The sequence below is a fragment of the Candidatus Finniella inopinata genome, assembly GCF_004210305.1.
In the GTDB taxonomy this organism is placed as follows: Bacteria; Pseudomonadota; Alphaproteobacteria; order Paracaedibacterales; family CAIULA01; genus Finniella; species Finniella inopinata_A.
The window spans coordinates 1-20,246 of record NZ_SCFB01000004.1 but is presented as its reverse complement, the minus strand read 5'-3'; the positions used below and the strand labels follow the sequence as shown (position 1 = coordinate 20,246).

19 protein-coding genes and 1 pseudogene are annotated in these 20,246 nt (G+C 44.7%); 12 read left to right on the top strand and 8 right to left on the bottom strand.

All coding sequences use genetic code 11. From position 1 onward, the window contains the following. Positions 1 to 19: 19 nt before the first annotated feature. Positions 20 to 568, bottom strand: a complete 549-nt coding sequence (locus tag EQU50_RS01985; protein WP_130153491.1) for an O-methyltransferase — start codon at positions 566 to 568, stop codon at positions 20 to 22. A gap of 113 nt (positions 569 to 681) precedes the next feature. Here EQU50_RS01985 and rpe point away from each other — a divergent pair, with 113 nt between their 5' ends. The 7 genes from rpe (at position 682) to EQU50_RS01950 (ending at position 7,965) form a co-directional block, all read left to right on the top strand. Further along, on the top strand, positions 682 to 1,356 hold the full coding sequence (rpe, locus tag EQU50_RS01980) for a ribulose-phosphate 3-epimerase (protein ID WP_130153490.1): 675 nt from the start codon (positions 682 to 684) through the stop codon (positions 1,354 to 1,356). After that, complete coding sequence (locus tag EQU50_RS01975) at positions 1,346 to 3,376, top strand: hypothetical protein (protein ID WP_130153489.1); 2,031 nt, start codon at positions 1,346 to 1,348, stop codon at positions 3,374 to 3,376. Before rpe ends, EQU50_RS01975 begins: the two co-directional genes overlap by 11 nt. A gap of 121 nt (positions 3,377 to 3,497) precedes the next feature. Further along, positions 3,498 to 3,962, top strand: a complete 465-nt coding sequence (locus tag EQU50_RS01970; RefSeq protein WP_130153488.1) for a Ros/MucR family transcriptional regulator — start codon at positions 3,498 to 3,500, stop codon at positions 3,960 to 3,962. Positions 3,963 to 4,159: 197 nt separating this feature from the next. Then, positions 4,160 to 5,545 carry a tRNA (N6-isopentenyl adenosine(37)-C2)-methylthiotransferase MiaB gene (miaB, locus tag EQU50_RS01965; protein WP_130153487.1) on the top strand — a complete coding sequence of 462 codons (1,386 nt, stop codon included), beginning with the start codon at positions 4,160 to 4,162 and terminating at the stop codon, positions 5,543 to 5,545. A gap of 146 nt (positions 5,546 to 5,691) precedes the next feature. Then, on the top strand, positions 5,692 to 6,579 hold the full coding sequence (locus tag EQU50_RS01960) for a PhoH family protein (protein ID WP_165380296.1): 888 nt from the start codon (positions 5,692 to 5,694) through the stop codon (positions 6,577 to 6,579). After that, a complete protein-coding gene (gene ybeY, locus EQU50_RS01955) occupies positions 6,572 to 7,090 on the top strand; it encodes an rRNA maturation RNase YbeY (RefSeq protein ID WP_165380295.1) in 519 nt (172 codons plus the stop codon). The genes EQU50_RS01960 and ybeY overlap by 8 nt, the downstream gene beginning before the upstream one ends. After that, positions 7,087 to 7,965, top strand: coding sequence for a hemolysin family protein (locus tag EQU50_RS01950; protein ID WP_130153484.1), 879 nt, complete (start codon positions 7,087 to 7,089; stop codon positions 7,963 to 7,965). Before ybeY ends, EQU50_RS01950 begins: the two co-directional genes overlap by 4 nt. Before the next feature lie 50 nt (positions 7,966 to 8,015). Here the strand turns inward: EQU50_RS01950 and EQU50_RS01945 are convergent, their stop codons facing one another. Next, entirely contained in the window at positions 8,016 to 8,612 is a 597-nt protein-coding gene (locus EQU50_RS01945; protein WP_130153483.1) for a hypothetical protein, read from the bottom strand. A 78-nt stretch (positions 8,613 to 8,690) separates the two neighbouring features. Next, positions 8,691 to 9,038 carry a hypothetical protein gene (locus EQU50_RS01940; RefSeq protein WP_130153482.1) on the bottom strand — a complete coding sequence of 116 codons (348 nt, stop codon included), beginning with the start codon at positions 9,036 to 9,038 and terminating at the stop codon, positions 8,691 to 8,693. Positions 9,039 to 9,375: 337 nt separating this feature from the next. Here EQU50_RS01940 and EQU50_RS01935 point away from each other — a divergent pair, with 337 nt between their 5' ends. Continuing rightward, positions 9,376 to 12,933 carry a vitamin B12-dependent ribonucleotide reductase gene (locus tag EQU50_RS01935; RefSeq protein ID WP_130153481.1) on the top strand — a complete coding sequence of 1,186 codons (3,558 nt, stop codon included), beginning with the start codon at positions 9,376 to 9,378 and terminating at the stop codon, positions 12,931 to 12,933. Positions 12,934 to 12,975: 42 nt separating this feature from the next. On the opposite strand, the gene tatB is transcribed toward EQU50_RS01935, so the two are convergent. Further along, positions 12,976 to 13,272, bottom strand: a complete 297-nt coding sequence (tatB, locus tag EQU50_RS01930; protein ID WP_130153480.1) for a Sec-independent protein translocase protein TatB — start codon at positions 13,270 to 13,272, stop codon at positions 12,976 to 12,978. Between the two features lie 63 nt (positions 13,273 to 13,335). On the opposite strand from tatB, the gene EQU50_RS01925 reads away from it, so the two are divergent. Together EQU50_RS01925 and EQU50_RS01920 are read left to right on the top strand one after the other, a co-directional pair. Beyond that, positions 13,336 to 14,316, top strand: a complete 981-nt coding sequence (locus EQU50_RS01925) for a hypothetical protein (protein WP_130153479.1) — start codon at positions 13,336 to 13,338, stop codon at positions 14,314 to 14,316. A 121-nt stretch (positions 14,317 to 14,437) separates the two neighbouring features. Next, positions 14,438 to 14,989, top strand: a complete 552-nt coding sequence (locus EQU50_RS01920) for a hypothetical protein (protein ID WP_130153478.1) — start codon at positions 14,438 to 14,440, stop codon at positions 14,987 to 14,989. 116 nt (positions 14,990 to 15,105) lie between these two features. On the opposite strand, the gene EQU50_RS01915 is transcribed toward EQU50_RS01920, so the two are convergent. Next, complete coding sequence (locus EQU50_RS01915; protein ID WP_130153477.1) at positions 15,106 to 15,696, bottom strand: ProQ/FINO family protein; 591 nt, start codon at positions 15,694 to 15,696, stop codon at positions 15,106 to 15,108. Between the two features lie 106 nt (positions 15,697 to 15,802). Between EQU50_RS01915 and gshB the strand changes: the two genes are divergently transcribed. Continuing rightward, positions 15,803 to 16,765, top strand: a complete 963-nt coding sequence (gene gshB / locus EQU50_RS01910; protein WP_130153476.1) for a glutathione synthase — start codon at positions 15,803 to 15,805, stop codon at positions 16,763 to 16,765. Next, a complete protein-coding gene (locus EQU50_RS01905) occupies positions 16,758 to 17,447 on the top strand; it encodes a response regulator (protein ID WP_130153475.1) in 690 nt (229 codons plus the stop codon). Before gshB ends, EQU50_RS01905 begins: the two co-directional genes overlap by 8 nt. 7 nt (positions 17,448 to 17,454) lie before the next feature. Here EQU50_RS01905 and EQU50_RS08625 read toward each other — a convergent pair. The 3 genes and pseudogenes from EQU50_RS08625 to EQU50_RS08430 all read right to left on the bottom strand — a co-directional run. Beyond that, positions 17,455 to 18,853 (bottom strand): annotated as a pseudogene (locus EQU50_RS08625) (bifunctional enoyl-CoA hydratase/phosphate acetyltransferase). Positions 18,854 to 18,857: 4 nt separating this feature from the next. Then, positions 18,858 to 19,631, bottom strand: a complete 774-nt coding sequence (gene fabI / locus EQU50_RS01895) for an enoyl-ACP reductase FabI (protein ID WP_207216289.1) — start codon at positions 19,629 to 19,631, stop codon at positions 18,858 to 18,860. Between the two features lie 317 nt (positions 19,632 to 19,948). Then, the coding region (locus tag EQU50_RS08430) for a hypothetical protein (RefSeq protein WP_207216288.1) at positions 19,949 to 20,246 on the bottom strand (298 nt) is incomplete at its 5' end.

The window sequence follows — 20,246 nt, the reverse complement described above, 5'->3', positions numbered from 1 at the left end:
TTTATACAACACTCAGGAGCTAAAAAACTCTCTTAACTTTGTGTCCAGTTTTTGGGGTGCAGGGCATATTATCGACCAAAATGACGCCATTGGGGTTCAAAAGACTCAAGCTTAGTTCCAGGTAGGTCCCATAATTGCTTTTGTCTGCATCGATCAAGACTAAGTCGAAAGTTTCTTGTTGTTGGATCAATTTTTGTAAGCTATCGACCGCCTTTCCCATCATAAGGGTGATTTTGTGGCTGACACCAGCCAATTCCCAATATTTTTTTGCAACGTTTGTCCACTTTACATTTCTGTCACAAGTTATGATCCGACCCTCCTCAGGTAAACTGAGGGCCATGGTCAAACTGCTGTAGCCGGTGTAAGTGCCAATTTCCAATATTGTCTTCGCATTGGTCATTTTAACCAGAAATCCCAACAGCTGGCCTTGTAGGGGGGTTATCTGCATGCTGCCTTCTGGCATGGTTTGGGTTTGTTTACGTAAAGCTTGCAAAACCCTTGATTCATTTAAAAAATGGTGGTGGCAATAATCTTGTAATTTTTCTGTCAGGTTGATGTCTTTGGGCATAATGGGACTCTTTTATGCAGATCGTAGTCCTTGAAAAAAAGAATATCCAAGTCCTTGATTTATAGTATCGCTTCTCGCTAGCATAAGGCATATTTCCATAATGAAAAAATATAATGTCGACCTTTTTGCCTTTGGTGGCGCCGTCCTTGTTATCAGCGAATTTTTTGCATCTGCAGAGTGACATTGATCATGTCACCAAAGCTGGTGCTGATTGGTTGCACATAGACGTTATGGATGGTCATTACGTCCCTAATCTCAGTTTTGGTCCTGAATGGGTCAGACAAATTCGAAAAGCAACCTCTCTGCCCATAGATGTTCATTTGATGGTCAGTTGTGTTGATAAGTGCATCGATGATTTTGCTGCTGCTGGTGCCAACCATTTGACCATTCATCCCGAGGCTGTTTATCACCCCCATGGATGTTTACAAAAAATTAAACAACTTGGATTAAAGGCTGGAATCGCCCTAAATCCAGGAACGGGCCTGGAAGTCCTCTATCCCTTGTTGGATCAGGTTGATTTAATCCTGGTCATGACAGTCAACCCCGGGTTTGGTGGACAAAAGTTTTTGCCAGAGATGATGGTAAAAATTCGGGCGTTGCGGGCATTTTTAGATAAAGAAAAACCAGATATTTCTATTGTTGTAGATGGTGGTCTGAATGACCAATCGGCACCCTTAGTTGTGGAAGCGGGTGCCCAGGTTTTGGTGGCGGGTAGCTACCTTTTTAGCGATTCTTCTGAGACACTTGCTGATCGCGTGCAAAAATTGAGGGGCTTTCATGGAAAATAGAAGCCGAGAGATGCCCGCAAGTTTTTCCCGTAATAATTTGTTAACCATTTCCATAGTACTCTGGTTTTGGTGGTTAGTTACACCTGAGATTGGTCGGGTGCGCGAGAGGATAGATAAAATCCTTCTTTTGTTATTCAAAGCAAGGGAATTGCCTGGGGTAGAGTCTTGGAACCGGTTTCGAGACTTTAGCCGAATTTCTATGGGATTGGAACCCCATAGAAAGACATTGCTCAAAAATCGAAAGATTGCGGGCAACAGGGAGATTCGTGTCGTGGTTGAGTGGCGGGGCGGGCGCTGCGGAATTTTTGGGCGGCCCTTCTTGTATGCAGTATGTCCAAAAACCCCTCATGCGTCTGAGGGAAAAAACTGGTTTAAAAACCAGCCTCCTTTCTTGCATAGGAAAATCGTTTTGATAAAATCCCGCAACTTTCTCGGACGTTGGAAACGCCTTTTGCAAGCAACTCCCCTATACGGTTTGCGCTTGATGGGGTCAACAGAATCTATTCCGTCGATTGTTTTAACAGATTTGTGGCCCGGCGACAGTATGGCCGGTCAAAGTCTGGTGGAGGGATCCTTTAAGATGGGGGATTACTTTGTCCCGTTAAAGGAAGTATCAAGGTTCCTTAGTCACAGTCGTGAGTGCCCCAAGGGGTTTTTGCTATTTCTTCATAGTTTTGAATGGCTTCGCGATTTGCGGACAGCAGGAACGAACGCTAGTCGAAAGCGTGCCCGAGAGCTTATTAAATATTGGATTCAGAGCCATGGATCATGGGCTAGAAAAAACTGGCTTGAGCCGTCTTGGTATCCAGAGGTGATGGGTCAGCGAATAAGGTTCTGGTTAAGCCTTTATGATTTTTTTGGCGCCACAGCTGATGATGAATTCAAACGGTTATTTTTTACAAGTTTACATCGTCAATATCGATATCTTCAAAACAACTATAAAACTCATACTCGCACCGATTGGCAGCATTTTCAGGCCCTTGTTGGACTTATCTTCGCGACGTGTTGTTTGGAAAAGACATCTTACCGGCTGGCTGTGTATATGAAGGAATTGGAAAAACTTTTGAGCCGACAGTTGTTTGAGGATGGAGGGCACGTCAGCCGATCGCCTAAAATTCAATTTTTTCTGTTAAGAGATTTGATTGACATGAGGGGAGTTTTAAGAAGTTGCGGTGTAAGCGAGCCAGAGTTTCTTCAACAAGCCATCCAACATATAGCACCTATCGTTCGTTTTTTTCGTCACACTAGCGGGGAGTTGGCTCATTTTTCAGGAGCATTAAATCAAGTGGATGCGCTGCGTCTGTCTTGTCATTTTCTTTCTTCTGCGATGGTGGATCGCGTGTTGTCGTTGTCAGATACACGATCCAGGGGGGGGCAACGCTGCGCTGATACAGGGTATGAACGGTTAACTTCTAAGGGAGGTGTGATCATTTTGAACACGAAGCCATGCTACAGTGGCGATCAAACAACCGACAAAGCTTTTGGAATGGTGGACTTTGAATGGAGTGTTTTGCAACGAGGGTTGGTTTGCGCCAGTGATTTGATATTCCATGATGCTAGTGGAAACATTGTTTCGCTAGATGGGGAGGGGGATTCTAACAGTTGGAAGCTAGAGACCAGCAGGCACCACAAAGATGGATCTCACCACCTATGGGCTCAACTTCACTGTCATAAAGGCGGTTTTGACCTGATGTATGAACGAGAATTTTATTTGGCGGCAGACCCGCATGATTTTAGAGGGCAGGAAAAAATTATTTTTAACCAAGAAGGGGTGGCTGGTATTAGGTTTATTTTTGACAGATCGGCGGAAATCATCAACCAGTCAAAGCGTAGTATAAAAATTAAACTGTCGTCAGTCTCAGCTGACCAACCTGGACATATTTATCGTCTGGCAAGCTCAGGAGCAGAACAATTGATCTCTTATCCTTTGCAAGAAGGTAAGTTGGGGGTCGTTTTAATGACAGCTGTGCAGGCTCATTCGTCGAAAATTATTAAGTGGGGGTTTCAATTAGCTGGCTGAGATGATTGATTTTCTGCCACGCATGAAGATAATTTTGGAAAAAATATAAATAATGGTTGATTAAAGATCCAACTACAACTATAACAATATACAAAATAGCGTCTTTCCAAGGATTTTTTATATGAGCGAAGTATTAACCCATCAAGAACTTCTAAATTATACAGTGCAAATTGCAGCTGCGTATGTTACTAATCACGCCACCTCTTTAGAGGACATATCGGACGTGATTAGCAAGACTTATCAGACTTTGAACAAGCTGAATAAAGACCCTAACGGTTTTCAAAGCAAAACCCCTCAAAACCCAGCCGTGCCAATTTCTGAATCAGTGACTGATGATTATATTGTCTGTTTAGAAGATGGTAAAAAACTGCAGATGTTAAAGCGTCACCTTAATACGGTTTACAAAATGTCTTTAGACCAATACCGCGAGAAGTGGGGCCTTGGTGCAGATTATCCGATGGTTTCTCCCAACTATGCTAAAAGACGTAGCCAGATTGCTAAAAACACCGGACTTGGTGTAAACGGCAGACGTCGTGCCTTTAAAGTTGTTTCTCAAAATGACAATGGTCAAAAGCAAATAGCTTAGTGTTTCACATTTTCAAATGATTTATGGGTTTCCCGTCGTCATTTTAATACCTCCGAAGTCATTCCCGCGCAGGCGGGAGCCCAGGACATAAATAACTGGACCCCCGCCTCTGCGGGGGTGACGATTCAGGTGATGAACCGCAAGGCAATAACTCAAAACACTTGAAAACAAATGTTTTACTGAATGGTAAAATAAGTATGATCAAAAATCTTTACATAAAAACTTATGGCTGTCAGATGAACGTGTATGATTCTGGCCGCATTAAAGATCTTTTGAAGCCTTTGAACTATCAATTGACTGATGACCCCTCCCAGGCGGATCTTTCGATTCTTAATACTTGCCACATTCGCGAAAAGGCTGAACAAAAAGTTTATTCCGATTTAGGTCGTCTAAGACAGCATCAAACCACTCGCCGCCAACAGGGCGGTGAAATGTTGATCGCCGTTGGTGGTTGCGTCGCCCAGGCAGAGGGTGATGAAATCCTTCGCCAGGCACCCTATGTTTCTATGGTGTTTGGGCCTCAGACCTATCATCGATTGCCAGAAATGATTGCCCAAGTGGCACGTCAACAAGATTCAAAAAAAGGAAAAGCGGGCAGGGGGATTGTTGACACAGATTTCCCAATTGAAAGCAAGTTTGACAGCCTACCCGCCTCTCAATCAACGTCAACTTCTGCTTTTTTGTCGATACAAGAGGGCTGTGATAAATTCTGTACGTTTTGCGTTGTTCCGTATACAAGGGGTGCTGAATATTCAAGGCCCGCCAAGGATATTCTGATTGAGGCAAAGCGGCTGGTAGAGTTGGGGTCTAAAGAAATTACCCTTTTGGGGCAAAACGTGAACGCCTATCACGGGCAAGCACCAAATGTGAACCAGGAGTGGGGTTTGGGAAGGCTTTTGCTTGAGCTGGCTTCGATTGAAGGGCTTCAAAGGCTTCGGTATACAACCTCGCACCCGCGTGATATGGATCAGGATCTTATCGATGCACATGGGCAAATTCCTCAATTAATGCCATTTTTGCATTTACCGGTTCAAACAGGCAGCGATACTCTGTTAAAAGCGATGAATCGCAAGCATGCAGCAAAAGATTACCTGGGCATCATAGATCGCCTTCGAAAGGCTCGTCCTGATATCGCCTTTTCGTCTGACTTTATTGTGGGCTTCCCTGGTGAAACTCAAAAAGATCACCAAGATACGCTTGAGTTGGTTAGGCAAGTTAACTTTGCTCAAGCCTATTCCTTTAAATATAGCATACGACCAGGTACGCCTGCGGGATCGATGGACCAGCAAGTACCTGAGGCCATAAAGACTGAACGGCTCTATGAATTGCAAGACCTCTTGAACGAACAGCAATGGGCCTTTAACAGGACAAAGGTAGGCACCGTACAACCTGTTTTGTTCGAGCGTGTTGGCAAGATACCTGGCCAGATCTTAGGGAAAACGCCTTATATGCAATCCGTTCCTTTGGTGGCTCCCCAGCGTCTTGTGGGAAGCTTGGTCGATATCTTGGTCAAGGAAGGGTATGCAAACAGTCTTATGGGCGTTATCATTGATTCTAATGAGCCGGTTGCCAGTGCTGCTTAGGTTCAAAAAGTTTTTATTGAAAGGTTAATTTTCTGTCAGCGTCACAATCCCGCGTTATAGAATTCTCAGATAACCATCTTCTTGCCCTTTTGGTAGGACCGCAAGATCGGAATCTTCAATACATCGAGGAAGCTTTAGGTGTTATTATGTCCCTAAGGGGCAACTGCATAACCCTTGAGGGAGACTCTATACAAGTCGTGTATGCTGAAAAGGCTGTTCTTTACCTTTATGAACAGTTGAAAAAGCGGCAATCCATTGGAATTTCAGAATTGGATCACGCCCTGCAATTGACCATTCGTCAGGTGACGGCCAACCAATCAGATGACTCAGATTCCATGCTATTGGATCAAGGCTCTGAAATATCGATTGTTACCAAACGTCGTATTGTCTTTCCAAGGAATCCTCATCAAACAGATTATGTTCAAGCCATGCAAGCTAACGAACTGGTTTTTGGTATTGGGCCCGCTGGAACCGGAAAAACCTATTTGGCAGTGGCTCAGGCTGTTTCCTTGTTGTTGGAAGGGAAAATTGACCGCATTATTTTGTCGCGGCCAGCGGTTGAAGCGGGTGAACGATTGGGATTTCTACCAGGTGATCTGAAAGAAAAGGTTGATCCTTATCTGCGCCCTCTCTATGACGCCCTGCATGACTTGTTGCCGGCAGAACAGGTCATCAAGCATTTAAGTAGTGGCGTCATTGAAGTGGCACCATTAGCGTTTATGCGCGGACGAACGTTATCCCATGCTTTTGTTATTTTGGATGAAGCTCAAAACGCAACGGCTATGCAGATGAAGATGTTGCTCACCCGCTTGGGCCCGCATTCACGTATGGTCGTTAATGGTGATTTGACACAAATTGATTTGCCAGGTGGTGTTATGTCAGGGTTGAGACATGCGATGCAGGTACTGCACGCTGTTAGTGATATCCCCTTTATTGTATTTGACGATAATGACGTGGTGCGCCATCCTTTGGTTGCCAAAATTGTCAAAGCCTATAATGCATATGATCAAAAGGGGAATGAAAGTCGTGGCTAAAGCTTTACCATTTATCACCCCCGCTCACGAGGTCGTGGTCGAGATCAATCATGATCCCTGGCTGGTCTGGTACCAACCTGACGAGTGGCAAGAGAAATTAGCGGAAATTGTCAGGGGAAGTTTAAGTTATGTCCAGTGGAATTTTGAAAGTGAAGTCAGCATTCTTCTGACGGACGAGGAGCAAAGCCGCCAGCTTAACCATGCTTATCGGGGGGAAGATTCACCCACAAACGTTTTGTCGTTTCCAGCCTTCACCCCAGAGGAGCTTCGCTTGCTAGGCAAACAACAACCCTCGCTTATTTTGGGGGATATTGTTTTATCTTTGGAAACCGTGCTAAAAGAGTCCAAGGATCAGAACAAACCTTTTCTGAATCATTTAATGCATTTAACAGTCCATGGGACATTGCATCTACTCGGTTACGACCATCAGCTTGATGCGCAAGCTGAACAGATGGAATCGATTGAGGTGAGTGTTTTATCGTCTCTTGGTGTTGCTAACCCCTATCAATGAAATCATCTATACTAAATATTATGACCAAAGAAGAACCACGATCGTTACCCTCCTTTTTTAAAATCTTTAAACGCAAGTTTAAGAAAAATGACAATGACAACAATTTGCGAGAAACAATTGAGGAATTAATCGACGAAGTTCACGAAGTTGAGCCGTCGATTGAATCGAATGAGCGCGAGCTTTTAGGGAACGTCTTAAATTTGCGGGATCTGACGGCTTACGACGTGATGTTACCGCGTGCTGATATTATCGCTGTTCCTCTTGGCATTAGCGCCCAAGATATGATCCAACAATTCGTTAAAACGGGTGTTTTGCAAATTCTGATTTATAAAGATAACTTAGACAACGTGGTGGGCATGCTGCACGTTAAAGATATCTTGGCTTGGCAAATCAGTAAAAAACCTTGGGCCCTTAAGACTTTGATGCGGAACGTTTTATATATTTCCCCGACTATGCGCACCCTGGATTTATTATTAAAAATGCGTGAAACAGGCAGCAAGGTTGCTGTTGTCGTTGATGAATACGGGGGCGTTGATGGATTGGTTACATTTTCAAATTTAATTGAAGAGATCATAGGCGACATCCAAGATGCCCGCGAGCAGTCACCGTCGGTTCAAATTGAAATCCGCACCGATGGCACTATTTTTGCGGATGCCAGGACAACCCTGGAAGAGCTGAACAAGGCTGTTGGCGTTGAATTGCCCTTAAATGACCACGATGACGATATTGATACATTGGGTGGGCTGGTTGTTTTATTGGCTGGGCGCGTGCCCATAAGGGGCGAAGTCATCCGACACCCCACATCGGGCATTGAATTCGAAGTTATGGAAGCCGACCCCCGCAAAATACGCCGCGTGTGCATACGACAGAAGTAGGTCAGGGGCGGGTGCCAAACCTGGCTTAACTCTTAAGAAACATCATCCTATCATGAATTGCTAATTGTGAGCAGTCCTCTGATCTGGCTGAGCGTTGGAGGGGAGCCTGAAACATAATATTTCCATGCCCAAATGTAATCAAAGCCATTGCCGAGTGGCTTAACATCCAATTGTACCCATTCTCCGTTTAAAGGAGTGGCGTACACTGCACCCGTAGGAAGAGAAAGGTCCGAACTTGGATTCCCGGCAACTCTGCCCAATCCTGAAATATCTTGCCCGGGGGAGACGGACTGTCTATGAGAATAATCGTCCAACCAACCTACTGTTGAGGGATACAAGGCTGCATTGGCGGCGTGAGGGGCGATAACTTGATGATAAGCACTCCCGTTTGGTGCGGGCCAGATATAATTGCCGCCAGGACGGATATGTTGCCACCCTGCTTGGGTTCCATCAGAATGCTCAAGCGTTAACCACGCTCCTGGTGCACTAGCGTCTGCGGCTAAACTTATTTTGACGGCTCCCTTGCCCACATTGCTGGCAATTGACTCAATGACATCATACGTCACACCTTCAAGGGTTACGGCTTCTCCTTTAGGTGTTTCAGCCAAAAAAACACTTATAAATATTGAGATATATTTTTTATTCATTTAAAAACCACTTAATTATTAAATTTCAGAAATATATTGAATATGTATTACTAATATAGTGTTGGCAGATAAAAAAATTCAACCTGTGCTGGCTGTTTGTGGTGATTCCACTTCCAACCAGCTTACTTCAATACCAGCGATTGTAACCCCATCGGAATCTATGACACGATTGACTACGTTGGCTCCGCATGGGCCCAGTATATTTGTATAACTTTCGTTAGGAAGCGCCGGAAAGGTATAACTAAAACCAGGATATGCCATATGCCAACTGGTCTGAGATATGCGCCCCGTATTACTTATCTTTTCAAGTGCAATGAAGCGGCATGATGTTCCCCCCGCTGGGACCGAGACTTGAATTTCCCCATTCTCACCTCTGGGGCATGTGCCGATTCGGCCATGCTCGACCCCTTCAATGACCATGCTCATTTCTTGTGCCCCAACTATCGTACAGACGCTTAAAAAAATCATTGTGATATTTTTAATAATTGAAGTCACGATAATTAAACTATTTAAAATGAAACTTATTTTTATAATGAACCTAAATTCATTAACATACAGTAAATAATTCTTTTAAATCTTATTTCGGGGACAAAAAAAATCCTGAAAAAAATCATCCCCCCTATCACCGTTTTTTTGTCTTTTCAAGACTTGTGTTTCATCTTTTTTCGTGATCTATATAACAAGATGTAGATAAGACCCTAAAATAATCTACTACATTTAGTGAAAATTTGAAATTTCTTTAGAACAGAAGGAACCTTTATCCATGAAGATACAACGCCGCTGGACTGTGGCTTCGCAGTCTCCCTACAGCTTACTTGAATTCCGCAAAGCGAGTAGCGAGATTCGAAATCCCGACGGCTCAATTGTTTTCGGTCAGGAAGATATCGATGTTCCTGCCCAGTGGTCTCAGGTGGCGTGTGATGTGATTGCCCAAAAATATTTCCGAAAAGCCGGCATCCCCGTTGAGACGATTATTGTCGAAGAAAGTGGCGTGCCTGAATGGTTGTCGCGTCATGTGGCTAAACCCGGAACGACATTTGTTGGTGAACGGTCTGCCAAACAGGTTTTTGATCGTATGGCGGGTGCCTGGACGTATTGGGGTTGGAAAGGCAAATACTTTGACGGCGAAGAAGATGCTTTGGCGTTTTACGATGAACTGCGCTATATGTTGGCAGCACAAATGTGCGCCCCCAATTCCCCGCAATGGTTTAACACAGGTCTGCATTGGGCCTATGGCATTGACGGGCCAGCCCAGGGGCATTTTTATGTGGATGATCATACCAAACAATTAGTCGCCTCCAGCTCTGCCTATGAACGGCCGCAACCCCATGCTTGTTTTATTCAAAGCATCGATGATGATTTGGTGAACGAAGGCGGCATTATGGACCTGTGGGTGCGTGAAGCACGTTTGTTCAAGTACGGATCAGGAACAGGAACCAACTTTTCCAATTTGCGGGGCTCTGGTGAAAATTTATCAGGGGGAGGGCGATCCTCCGGCTTGATGAGCTTTTTGAAAATTGGCGATCGGTCCGCTGGTGCCATTAAATCGGGCGGTACAACGCGCCGTGCGGCCAAAATGGTCGTCTTGGACATTGATCACCCCGACATCGAAGAATTTATCAATTGGAAAGTGATAGAGGAGCAGAAGGTTGCAGCCCTTGTCACCGGCTCAAAAATAAACAAGCGCCATTTAACAGAAATGCTACAGGCTTGCCTGAACAGCGATTTGGCCGATGACCAACGTTTTGACCCAAAAAAGAATGCCCCCTTAAAAAAGGCGATTCATGCGGCCCGTCAATCTTTGGTGCCTGACAATGCGATTCGTCGGACCCTTCAGTTGGCTGAACTGGGACATACAGATATTGATCTGCCCGTTTATGATACTGACTGGAATTCCGAGGCTTACGCGACTGTATCAGGTCAAAACTCTAATAACTCTGTCCGTTTAAATAATGAATTCCTAAAGGCCGTCGTAGAGGATAAAGACTGGCATTTAACTGCGCGCACCGACAAACGGGTGATGAAAACGTTGAAGGCTCGCCAGCTGTGGGATCAGATTGGGTATGCTGCCTGGGCTTGCGCAGACCCCGGCGTACAGTTTGATACCACCATCAATGAATGGCATACGTGCCCACAAAGCGGCAGGATTACCGCCTCTAACCCCTGTTCTGAATATATGTTCCTGAACGATACGGCGTGTAATTTAGCATCTTTGAACTTGGCAACATTCTTTGCCGATCAAAAATTTGATGTGGCCCTGTACCAGCATGGGATCTCGCTGTGGACAATGGTTTTGGAAATTTCCGTTGCCATGGCGCAGTTCCCTTCGAAAGAGATCGCTCAGCTATCTTATGAATACCGTACCTTGGGCTTGGGCTATGCCAACTTGGGTGGTTTGCTAATGCAAATGGGCATTCCCTATGACAGTGCCCAAGGACGCGCGTTGGGAGGAGCCTTGGCGGCGATTTTGACGGGTGTTTCTTACGCGACGTCTGCTAAAATAGCTAAAGAGCTAGGTACTTTCCCAGGCTATGCCAAGAATAAAGACGATATGCTGCGTGTCATGCGAAACCACAAACGGGCAGCCCATGGCGAGGCGAAAGGCTATGAGAAATTATCCATTTTGCCCGTGGCCTTAAAAGGCAAAGATTGCCCATTGGCAGATGTCGCACAAGCGGCAAAACAAGCATGGGACGAGGCTTTGAGTTTGGGTGAAAAGTATGGTTATCGAAATGCCCAGACAACAGTGATTGCGCCAACCGGTACGATTGGTTTGGTTATGGATTGCGACACCACCGGTGTGGAACCTGACTTTGCCTTGGTTAAATTCAAAAAATTGGCTGGCGGTGGGTATTTCAAAATTATTAACCAAATGGCGCCAAAGGCCTTAAAAACCTTGGGCTATACGGATGAACAAATCCTAGAGATGGATCAATATGCGGTGGGTCATGGGACGTTAGAGGGCGACACTGTTCTTTCCCTGAAGGCATTGAAAGAAAAAGGGTTTACAGACGCTGTCTTGGACAAAATCAAGGGAAGTTTGGCTGGGGCTTTTGACATTAAATTTGTTTTCAATAAGTGGAACTTAGGGGAGGATTTCTGCAAGAAAACCCTGGGCTTTACCGAAGACCAATTGAACGACCCCGCGTTTGATATGCTGACGGCTTTGGGATTCACCAAAAATGATATAGAGGCTGCGAACGCCTATTGTTGCGGCACAATGACCTTGGAAGGGGCGCCTTATCTAAAGGACGAGCATCTTCCTGTATTTGATTGCGCAAACCCGTGTGGGCGTATTGGCAAGCGGTTTTTGTCGATTCAAAGCCATATCGAAATGATGGCAGCGGTTCAACCCTTCATATCGGGCGCCATTTCGAAGACCGTCAATATGCCAAATAATGCGACGCTTGAAGACTGTAAGGAGGCATATTTACTGTCTTGGCGTTTGGGAATTAAGGCCAACGCATTGTACCGGGATGGGTCTAAATTATCGCAACCGTTAAATTCGGCGGTTTTGGATGACGAGGATATTTCGGAATTGTCACAAACGGAAAAAGTTCAGGTTGTGGCTGAAAAAATTGTGGAAAGAGTCGTTGAACGCGTGATTCATCATTCGCACCGTCGCAAGTTGCCAAACCGCCGAGGGGGCTATACGCAAAAAGCGGCCGTCGGGGGGCATAAAATCTATTTACGTACCGGTAATTACGAGGATGGTACCTTGGGCGAAATCTTTGTGGATATGCACAAAGAAGGCGCATCGTTCCGATCCCTGATGCACAATTTTGCCATGGCCATTTCCATTGGTCTGCAGTATGGCGTGCCGTTAGAGGAATATGTGGAAGCCTTTACCTTTACCCGATTTGATCCATCTGGTTTGGTTGAAGGAAATGACACCATCCGCATGGCCACCTCTATCCTGGATTATATTTTCCGGGAACTGGCGATCACCTATATGGGACGCCACGATTTGGCGCACGTCCAGCCGGCTGACCTGTCACCAGACACGATTGGAACGTTGTCTGATTATCCTGTTTTGTTGACCGAGTCGCAAAAATCAGGGGAAGGGGAAACGTCAGAGCTTCAATCTCAGGAAGAGGAAGAAGAAGACGTAGTCCTAGCAACCGGGACCCATGGTAAAATTGTTAGCTACGCCGTGGCCAGCGCCAAAGTTAAAAAACGCAATGACACTGACCGAGTTAGTCAAGCCAAACTGCAAGGCTATCAAGGGGATGCGTGCGGGGATTGTGGAAACTTTACCATGGTGCGTAACGGCACCTGCCTAAAGTGTAATACGTGTGGGGCCACCAGTGGCTGTTCTTAAATAGACATCTTTAAGGGGGGTAGGTCCCTCATTTTGGGGGATCTATAACCACGGGTTAGGGTAGGGATTCACCCGTTGAAACGTCCTTGAAGATGTATGGTGCTGCTTAAAAAAGACCCGTTGGTAGGTGAAAATAGCTTTTTTCGGTTCTTCCAGGGCCGACGCAGGCCGGGGATCATCTAAACTGTGGAGCTGCTGTTCCAAGCTGTTTGTCATCTGCCGAGCCTTGGCAACCCAGCGACCTAGTGTCCTTAGAACAACGGGAAGCTCCTTTGGTCCCAGCAACACCAAGGCCACAACAACAACCAACAAATATTCCGTCCAGGCCACATCAAACATTTAAAAACTCTCCCCCCATCACATGCTATAGAGATATAACACTTTCAGAAAACAGAAAAAACTATGTTACTTATTTTTCGTAAAATCCTTTGTTGGGCAGCCGCTGTATTGGTGCTGGCTTGGGTGTACGCGATTGCCCATACCCTTTACACCCACGATCTTTCTTTGGAAGCCATCTATGATGCCCCAAAAACAAAGGATGGCTCAAAACCCTTTGTCTATGTGGTCTCTTACGCCGATGGGCCAGAGGTTTTTCTGCGCAACCAAAATGCCCTGGCCCGCTCTGTCATTAACAGGGGAGTGGACTTCACCTTAAGCTATCGAAAACACCATTTAGATGCCGACTTTATTAAACGGAATGCTAAGATCTTTAGCTATAGCCGTGGTGCTGGTTATTGGATCTGGAAGCCGTGGGTCATTTTACGAACGTTGGAAACTGTTCCTTTGAATTCGATCGTTATCTATCTTGATTCTGGCTTTGTGGCGACGGCAGCTTTGACACCTTTGATTAATCTGGCGCATGACCATGACATTATCTTGATCAAACATGATGATCTAGGGACAAATTGCGGCATGATTACGCAACGCGAAACGCTGCAACGCATGAATTGTGACACTGAATCCTGTTACCAGTCACCTCACATCTGGGCTGGTATTTCAGTTTATCGCAATACGCCAGCGGCTAGAGCCTTTGTTAAAAAATGGTTGGATTGGTGTCAAGATCCCGTTTGCGTTTTAGAACATGAAACCTTGCATCAGGGGACGCCCCAAGAAAAGTCGACGCTGGCGCCGTGTCCCGGTTTTGTTCACCACCATCATGATGAATCCATCCTCAGCACATTGTATGCAAAGGAACCCCAGGGGAAGTATATTTTGCCCCTGGCAGACATGAGCAAAATGCGCGTCCTTTTTTGGCATCATCGTCATCCACAAGGGGAGCATTATTCTGTCCTGCCCTTTATGCACCGATATAAAGTCAACAAATGGGAACGCTGGTGTTATTGGCTTTATACCTGGCCAATTAGTAAGTTGAGAGCAAAATAATTTTTATATAGGTGAATTTCGTCCAACAGATCGACGTTTTTATGCGCTAATTCCTAATTGAGTAATTTATGTTTGTATGATCCAATGCCCTTGGTTCAACAAATAATTATGGAGTTTACATATGAAACATGTTTTTTATACAGCCGGCCTCATCTTAGGATTCTGTAGCATTTCTCCTAATATGATTTTAGCGTCAGATCAGGCTACGACATCTCTAATTTCAGAAGCAGAAGGGCATAGAAATCTTGGGCAAACTTCTAGTGGGGGTGGAAATCACAGGCAAGCTGCACAACACTATGATAATGCAGCCGAATGTTATGATAAAGACTACAAGACAACAAAAAATAACGAGGTTTTGGGACATGCGGCTGCCATGTTTTCTTGGGCTGCATCATCTTACAAACAGGCAGGTGACGACGCTCTGGCACGGCATCGTTTTGGTGTAGCTGCTACTCTTTATTCTACAAAGTATGTCTTAGAGAATGATCCAAAAGATTATGGGTCATGGGCATCTTGCTACAAAAAAGAAGGTTCAGACTATTTGAATAGATTTGATCCGGCGATATTGTTACAAGCTGCAAATTCTTTTGGAGATAAATGGCCGACGGAAGCCGAACAGGCAAGGGATATGGCTGCAGAAATAACGGCAGCAAGAGCAGCATCTCAACATTAGTTTATTAGAGAAGGAGACCTGCCGCATGGGAACCCGAGAACACGGGGTTGTTGGGGTTGGTCTCTTTGTTCCTTATTTATAAGATTTTTAGGTGAGCTGTTCGTTTGAGACCTTTCCTATTTCGGACTGTTAATTTCCTTCTTAACGCCCCCCTTAAACGGCTTTCTCTTTTTGACAAAGTCTTTTTTCCGCTCAGTGCGCTGGGTTAGAATTTTCTGAGTGAATTCCTTATGGGAAGCATCAATGGGCTCAACAGATGCACCCGATAAATCAACACGATCTTCAGATTCAGCCAAGGCTTTTAGATAATAGGTTGAATGAGTATAGTATTTAAGGGCTGATCTTAGTTTTACTTTTGAGATGGTTCCATCATCGGGCAAGTGATCATAAATATCCTTGGTAATGCTGACTTTTAAAGGCTTTGGATTTTTAAAGTTGAAAGCCTCGGGAAAGGTTGAACTTAACCAGGCAATAACCATTTCATGCTCTTTGCGACGGTCTATCCAAGTTTTTTTCAAGTCCTGGGGAAGGGCAGATTTTTGCTCCTCAGATTTGTTTATTACTTTTGGTTCATCTTTTCTGGAGTCTGGAGATCTTGGTAGCTCTTGATCCTCTGTGGGGGAAGAAGACAGTGCTCCCTTTAAAGAACGAAGTTTTTCCCAGGTTTCAGTACTTAAAGATGTGCGCGGCTGTTTGTTAGAAGACATGATCAATTTCGCATTGGGGGCATTTTTACATTAAGAGAAACCTAATCGTAATTTAAAAAAATAGCCATAAGTTTTTATCACAATCCGCAGTTAAAAGTGATATAAAATGTCTCAATTCATACAAGCAGTCGTTAGACAAAAAATGAACGCAATGATTGCCATTCAGGCTGACCCACTAAACATCCTTGACCTTAAAAGTGATACAACTTTAAAGATTGGGCGAGAGGGGCAAAAAAGGGGGGGCAAGCTGTTTGCCTATACGCCGAATGATTTGACGTATGACCAAGGCCGTTTATTGGCTAGGGGATCTCTTTTTCAGTTTAATAAAGATGGTGCCCTTGTCACACAAGAAACAGAAACATTGGACCTAAAATCAGCTGATTTTGTTTTAATTCGCCAAAACCCACCTTTTGATAAATCGTATCTTACCAAGACATTTCTATTAGATCACCTGCCACCCTCGGTTCAAGTAATTAATGATCCAAAAGGACTTAGAATCGTCAGTGAAAAACTGTTTATATTGGGTTTTCCTGATTTTATTCCGCCGACTCTGGTGACAGTGGATCATCAGAAAGCGACAGACTTCATCAACGCTCATCAGCAGGTCATTCTAAAACCCTTATACGAGTATGGGGGAAGGGGGATTGTGTATTTGCATGATCAAGATCCTAATATTCAGGCCGTCTTAGAATTGTATACAACCCTTTATCCAGAGGGGTTTATGCTGCAAAAATATTTACCCCAAGTTAAACAGGGCGATAAAAGGATTATTTTGGTAAATGGTCTGCCCGTTGGGGCCTTTTTAAGACAGCCACAAACCAACCAAGTGCGTAGCAATTTAAGGGTGGGCGGGACCGCAGTACCCGTGGACTTGAACACCCGAGATCATGAGATTTGTGAAGCTTTAGCACCGTTTTTAAAACAATGGGGATTATATTTGGTTGGACTAGATGTGATTGGGAATTACCTAACTGAAGTCAACGTCACTTCACCCACTGGGTTCGCCTCCTTAGAACAGTTGTACGACATAAATGCTGCTGTCAATTTTTGGGAGGGTTTAGGTGTTTGAATCTACGAAAAACTTACCGAATTTATTGGTGGTGGATGATGACCAGCGATTGCGTTCCCTTTTGGTGCAATTTTTAACATCAAATGATTTAAGGGTTCAGGCCGCATCGAATGCTGCCGAGGCCAGGTCTTACATGGCTTCCCAGTCCTTTGATGTGTTGATTATCGATATTATGATGCCAGGAGAATCAGGCCTAGAATTAACCCAAAGTTTGCGTAAAAATGACGAGACGCCCATTTTGCTTTTAACCGCGCGCGACCAGCTGCATGATAAATTATCTGGCTTCGATTCAGGTGCTGATGACTACTTAACCAAACCGTTTGAGCCTGCTGAATTATTAGCACGCATTAAAGTTTTATTACGACGCAAACAAGAAAAGCCGATTATACCGTTTGTTTTCTTTGGAGAGTATCGGTTTAGTATACAGACAGGCCAATTACGTCATAATTCTGAAATTATTCATTTAACATCGACAGAGCTTATCTTGTTAAAAACCTTGGCGCAAAGCCCCCGTCAACCTTTCTCCCGAGAAGAGCTAGCCCAACGGATGGGACATCGGGTTAGCGAACGCACCGTTGATGTCCAAATAACCCGATTGCGCAAGAAAATTGGTGATGACCCGCGCCAGCCTCGAACCCTGCAAACTATCCGCCACATTGGCTATGCCTTATGTCCAGACTGACAACAGCTTACCTCTTTGAAGAATTTCTGGCCCATAAAAGCGCCAGCGCGCAGGAAGCTTGGCGGGAAAAGATATCACTAGAACGACTTGTCAAAATGATAGGGACCTTAGCCCCCATAACAATTCCAGCCATGGTGGCCTTTGAAAGAAGAGTGAATTGCTTTAAAATCATATTGCCGGACTCTAGGTCAGGCACAATCAGAATATCTGCTCTTCCTGCAACCTGAGAATGAAGATGTTTGAGGCATGCGGCCTCTACTGAAAGGGCGGTGTCAAAGGACAAGGGGCCATCTAAAAGCGCTCCTTGGATTTGTTGTCTTTCTGCCATTTTACAAAGGGCTGTTGCGTCCAGGGTCGACGGTATATTTTCATTAACAGTCTCAGCCGCCGATAAAATCGCAACCCGGGGTGTTCTCTGCTCTACGGCATGGAATAAATCAATCGCATTTTGAATGATGTCTTTTTTGTCAGACAAGCTTGGAAAAATGTTGACGGCAGCATCGGTGACAAAAAGAGAACGGGGGTAAGCGGACGTATCAAGGACAGAAATGTGGCTGATTCTTCTGGCTGTTCTAAGTCCTGTTATCTTATCCATAATAGGATGAAGTAGTTCATCCGTATGGATAGCCCCTTTCATAATGGCTTCTGCCCCACCTTCGTTAAGAAGTTGAACGGCTGCATCAGCCGCGGCGTGACTGTGGAGTGTTGGGATGATCATCAGGCCAGAAATATCTATTTTTTCTTCCTTTGCAACCATCTTAATCCGCTCTTCCGGTCCAACAAGGATTGCTTTGATAAGGTTTGCTTGATGCGCTGCTACGGCTCCCTGCAAGGAGAGTCTATCTAACTGGGTGTACGACAGCTGTGATTAACGGCTCCAGGCCTTTTGCCAGACCCATAATACGGGCGTGATTGGGGCGCTGGCTTTTCTCAAAGTGAACTTTAGGAAGAGTAATTCTTGGCATCTTAACTTTTTCCAGGGGTGCCAAAACTTTTGCAACACCTTTCATGACTTCTTTTCCGTCTTGATTGATGCATACACAGTCTAACTCGACAATTTTTCCCTTGCCATCCTTTGAAGTGACCGTAACTTTAGCAGTCACAGTATCTCCAATACCCACCGGCTTTGAAAAATGAAATGTTTGTTCCAGATAAATGGTGCCGGGGCCCGGTAGCTGGGTACCCAAAACTGTTGAGATCAGCGAACCCGTCCACATACCGTGGGCGATAATTTTGTGAAACATATCGCTTTCGGCGTACCTTCGGTCCAGGTGCGCTGGATTCACGTCGCCTGACATAACAGCAAATAGTTGAATATCCTTAAAGGTTAAGATGTGTTGAACGGAAGCTGAATCCCCAACCTTAATTTCATCGAAAGTTTTATTTTCAATAAAATCCTCGACCATGATTTTAACCCGCCATGATGTTATATCCGGCATCTATATAGACTGTGGATCCCGTTACAAATCGGGCTTCATCAGACACCAGAAAACGCGCATAGGCACCAACGGAATCAATGGAAACGGTTTCACAACCAGGTGATCGTAAACAAGCCGCCTCCATTAGGTCTGCAAAGTCAGAGATCCCACTGGCGGCCCTGGTTGCAATAGGGCCAGGTGATAATGCGTTGACCCGTATCCCTTTCCAACCTAATTCAGCTGCCAGATACCGAACGCTTGATTCCAAAGCGGCCTTGACGGGGCCCATGATGCCGTAATTTTCAACAACTTTTTCTCCACCGTAATAACTTGCCGTCAAAATGCAGCCGCCTTTTTTCATCAAAGGTTCTGCGCCTTTTGCCAGGCGCAAAAGAGAATGACAAGAGATATCCATTGCTGTTAAAAAACCAGATACTGAACAGTCAATAACTCTTCCGTGCAAATCTTTTTGGGGTGCATAGGCAACAGCGTGAAGGACAAAATCTAAGTTATCCCACGTTTCTTCAATCGCTTGGAACAGCTCGCTCATTTGGTTTTCATTTTGCACATCCAGCGGTAGGATGATGCGGGCTTGGACTTTTTCTGCTAAAGGCCGCACAAAATGTTCTGTCTTATCATTCAGGTATGTAATAGCAAGCTCTGCACCTGCCGCATGAAACGCCTGTGCGCATCCCCATGCAATGGACTGCTCATTTGCAATCCCAACAATCAGTCCCTTCTTTCCTTTTAAAGTAGATGACATCATTGACTTGTGGCTCCTGGTGACTGAACTTACTATTATGGTATATCAGAATAAGGGTTAACAAATCTTTAAAACACTTGAGATTGTTGGGGTATAAAAACCCGTTTGCATTGGTGCTTGAATGTCGCTACTTGCAAAACACTAAAGTTGACCTTTATAATAAAGAAGCAGATTGTGAGATAGAAATATTATAAAACGTATTTAGAATCTTACTTATTAAGTATTAACGTTGTCTTTCGCTTTTTTGGAGTTCGTATGAAAAATTACATCTTGTCATTAAGTCTGATCCTAGCCTGCTCTTCTATGATGATCACCCATTGCTACAGTTCGCCTTCAAGCCCAGTTGATCCTAAAGCGGAGGCGATGGAACGCGTAAGTTCTGCTTCCGCACCACTAGTAGCACTTAGTTCTGTCCCCGCACCGACAGCAGAAAAGCTATTATCTCCCACTGAAGTGGTCGAAACTTTAAGCAAGCGAGGGGTGGAATTAAAACAATCTATTGAGTCTTTGCAAACAGGTAATGCAGGAAGAATGGGTGCACTGCGGTGCACCCTTTGGACTGGACAGAATTGAGGAGTATTTAAGAGAGTTTCCTTCCCTAAGTTTTGATGATTGTTA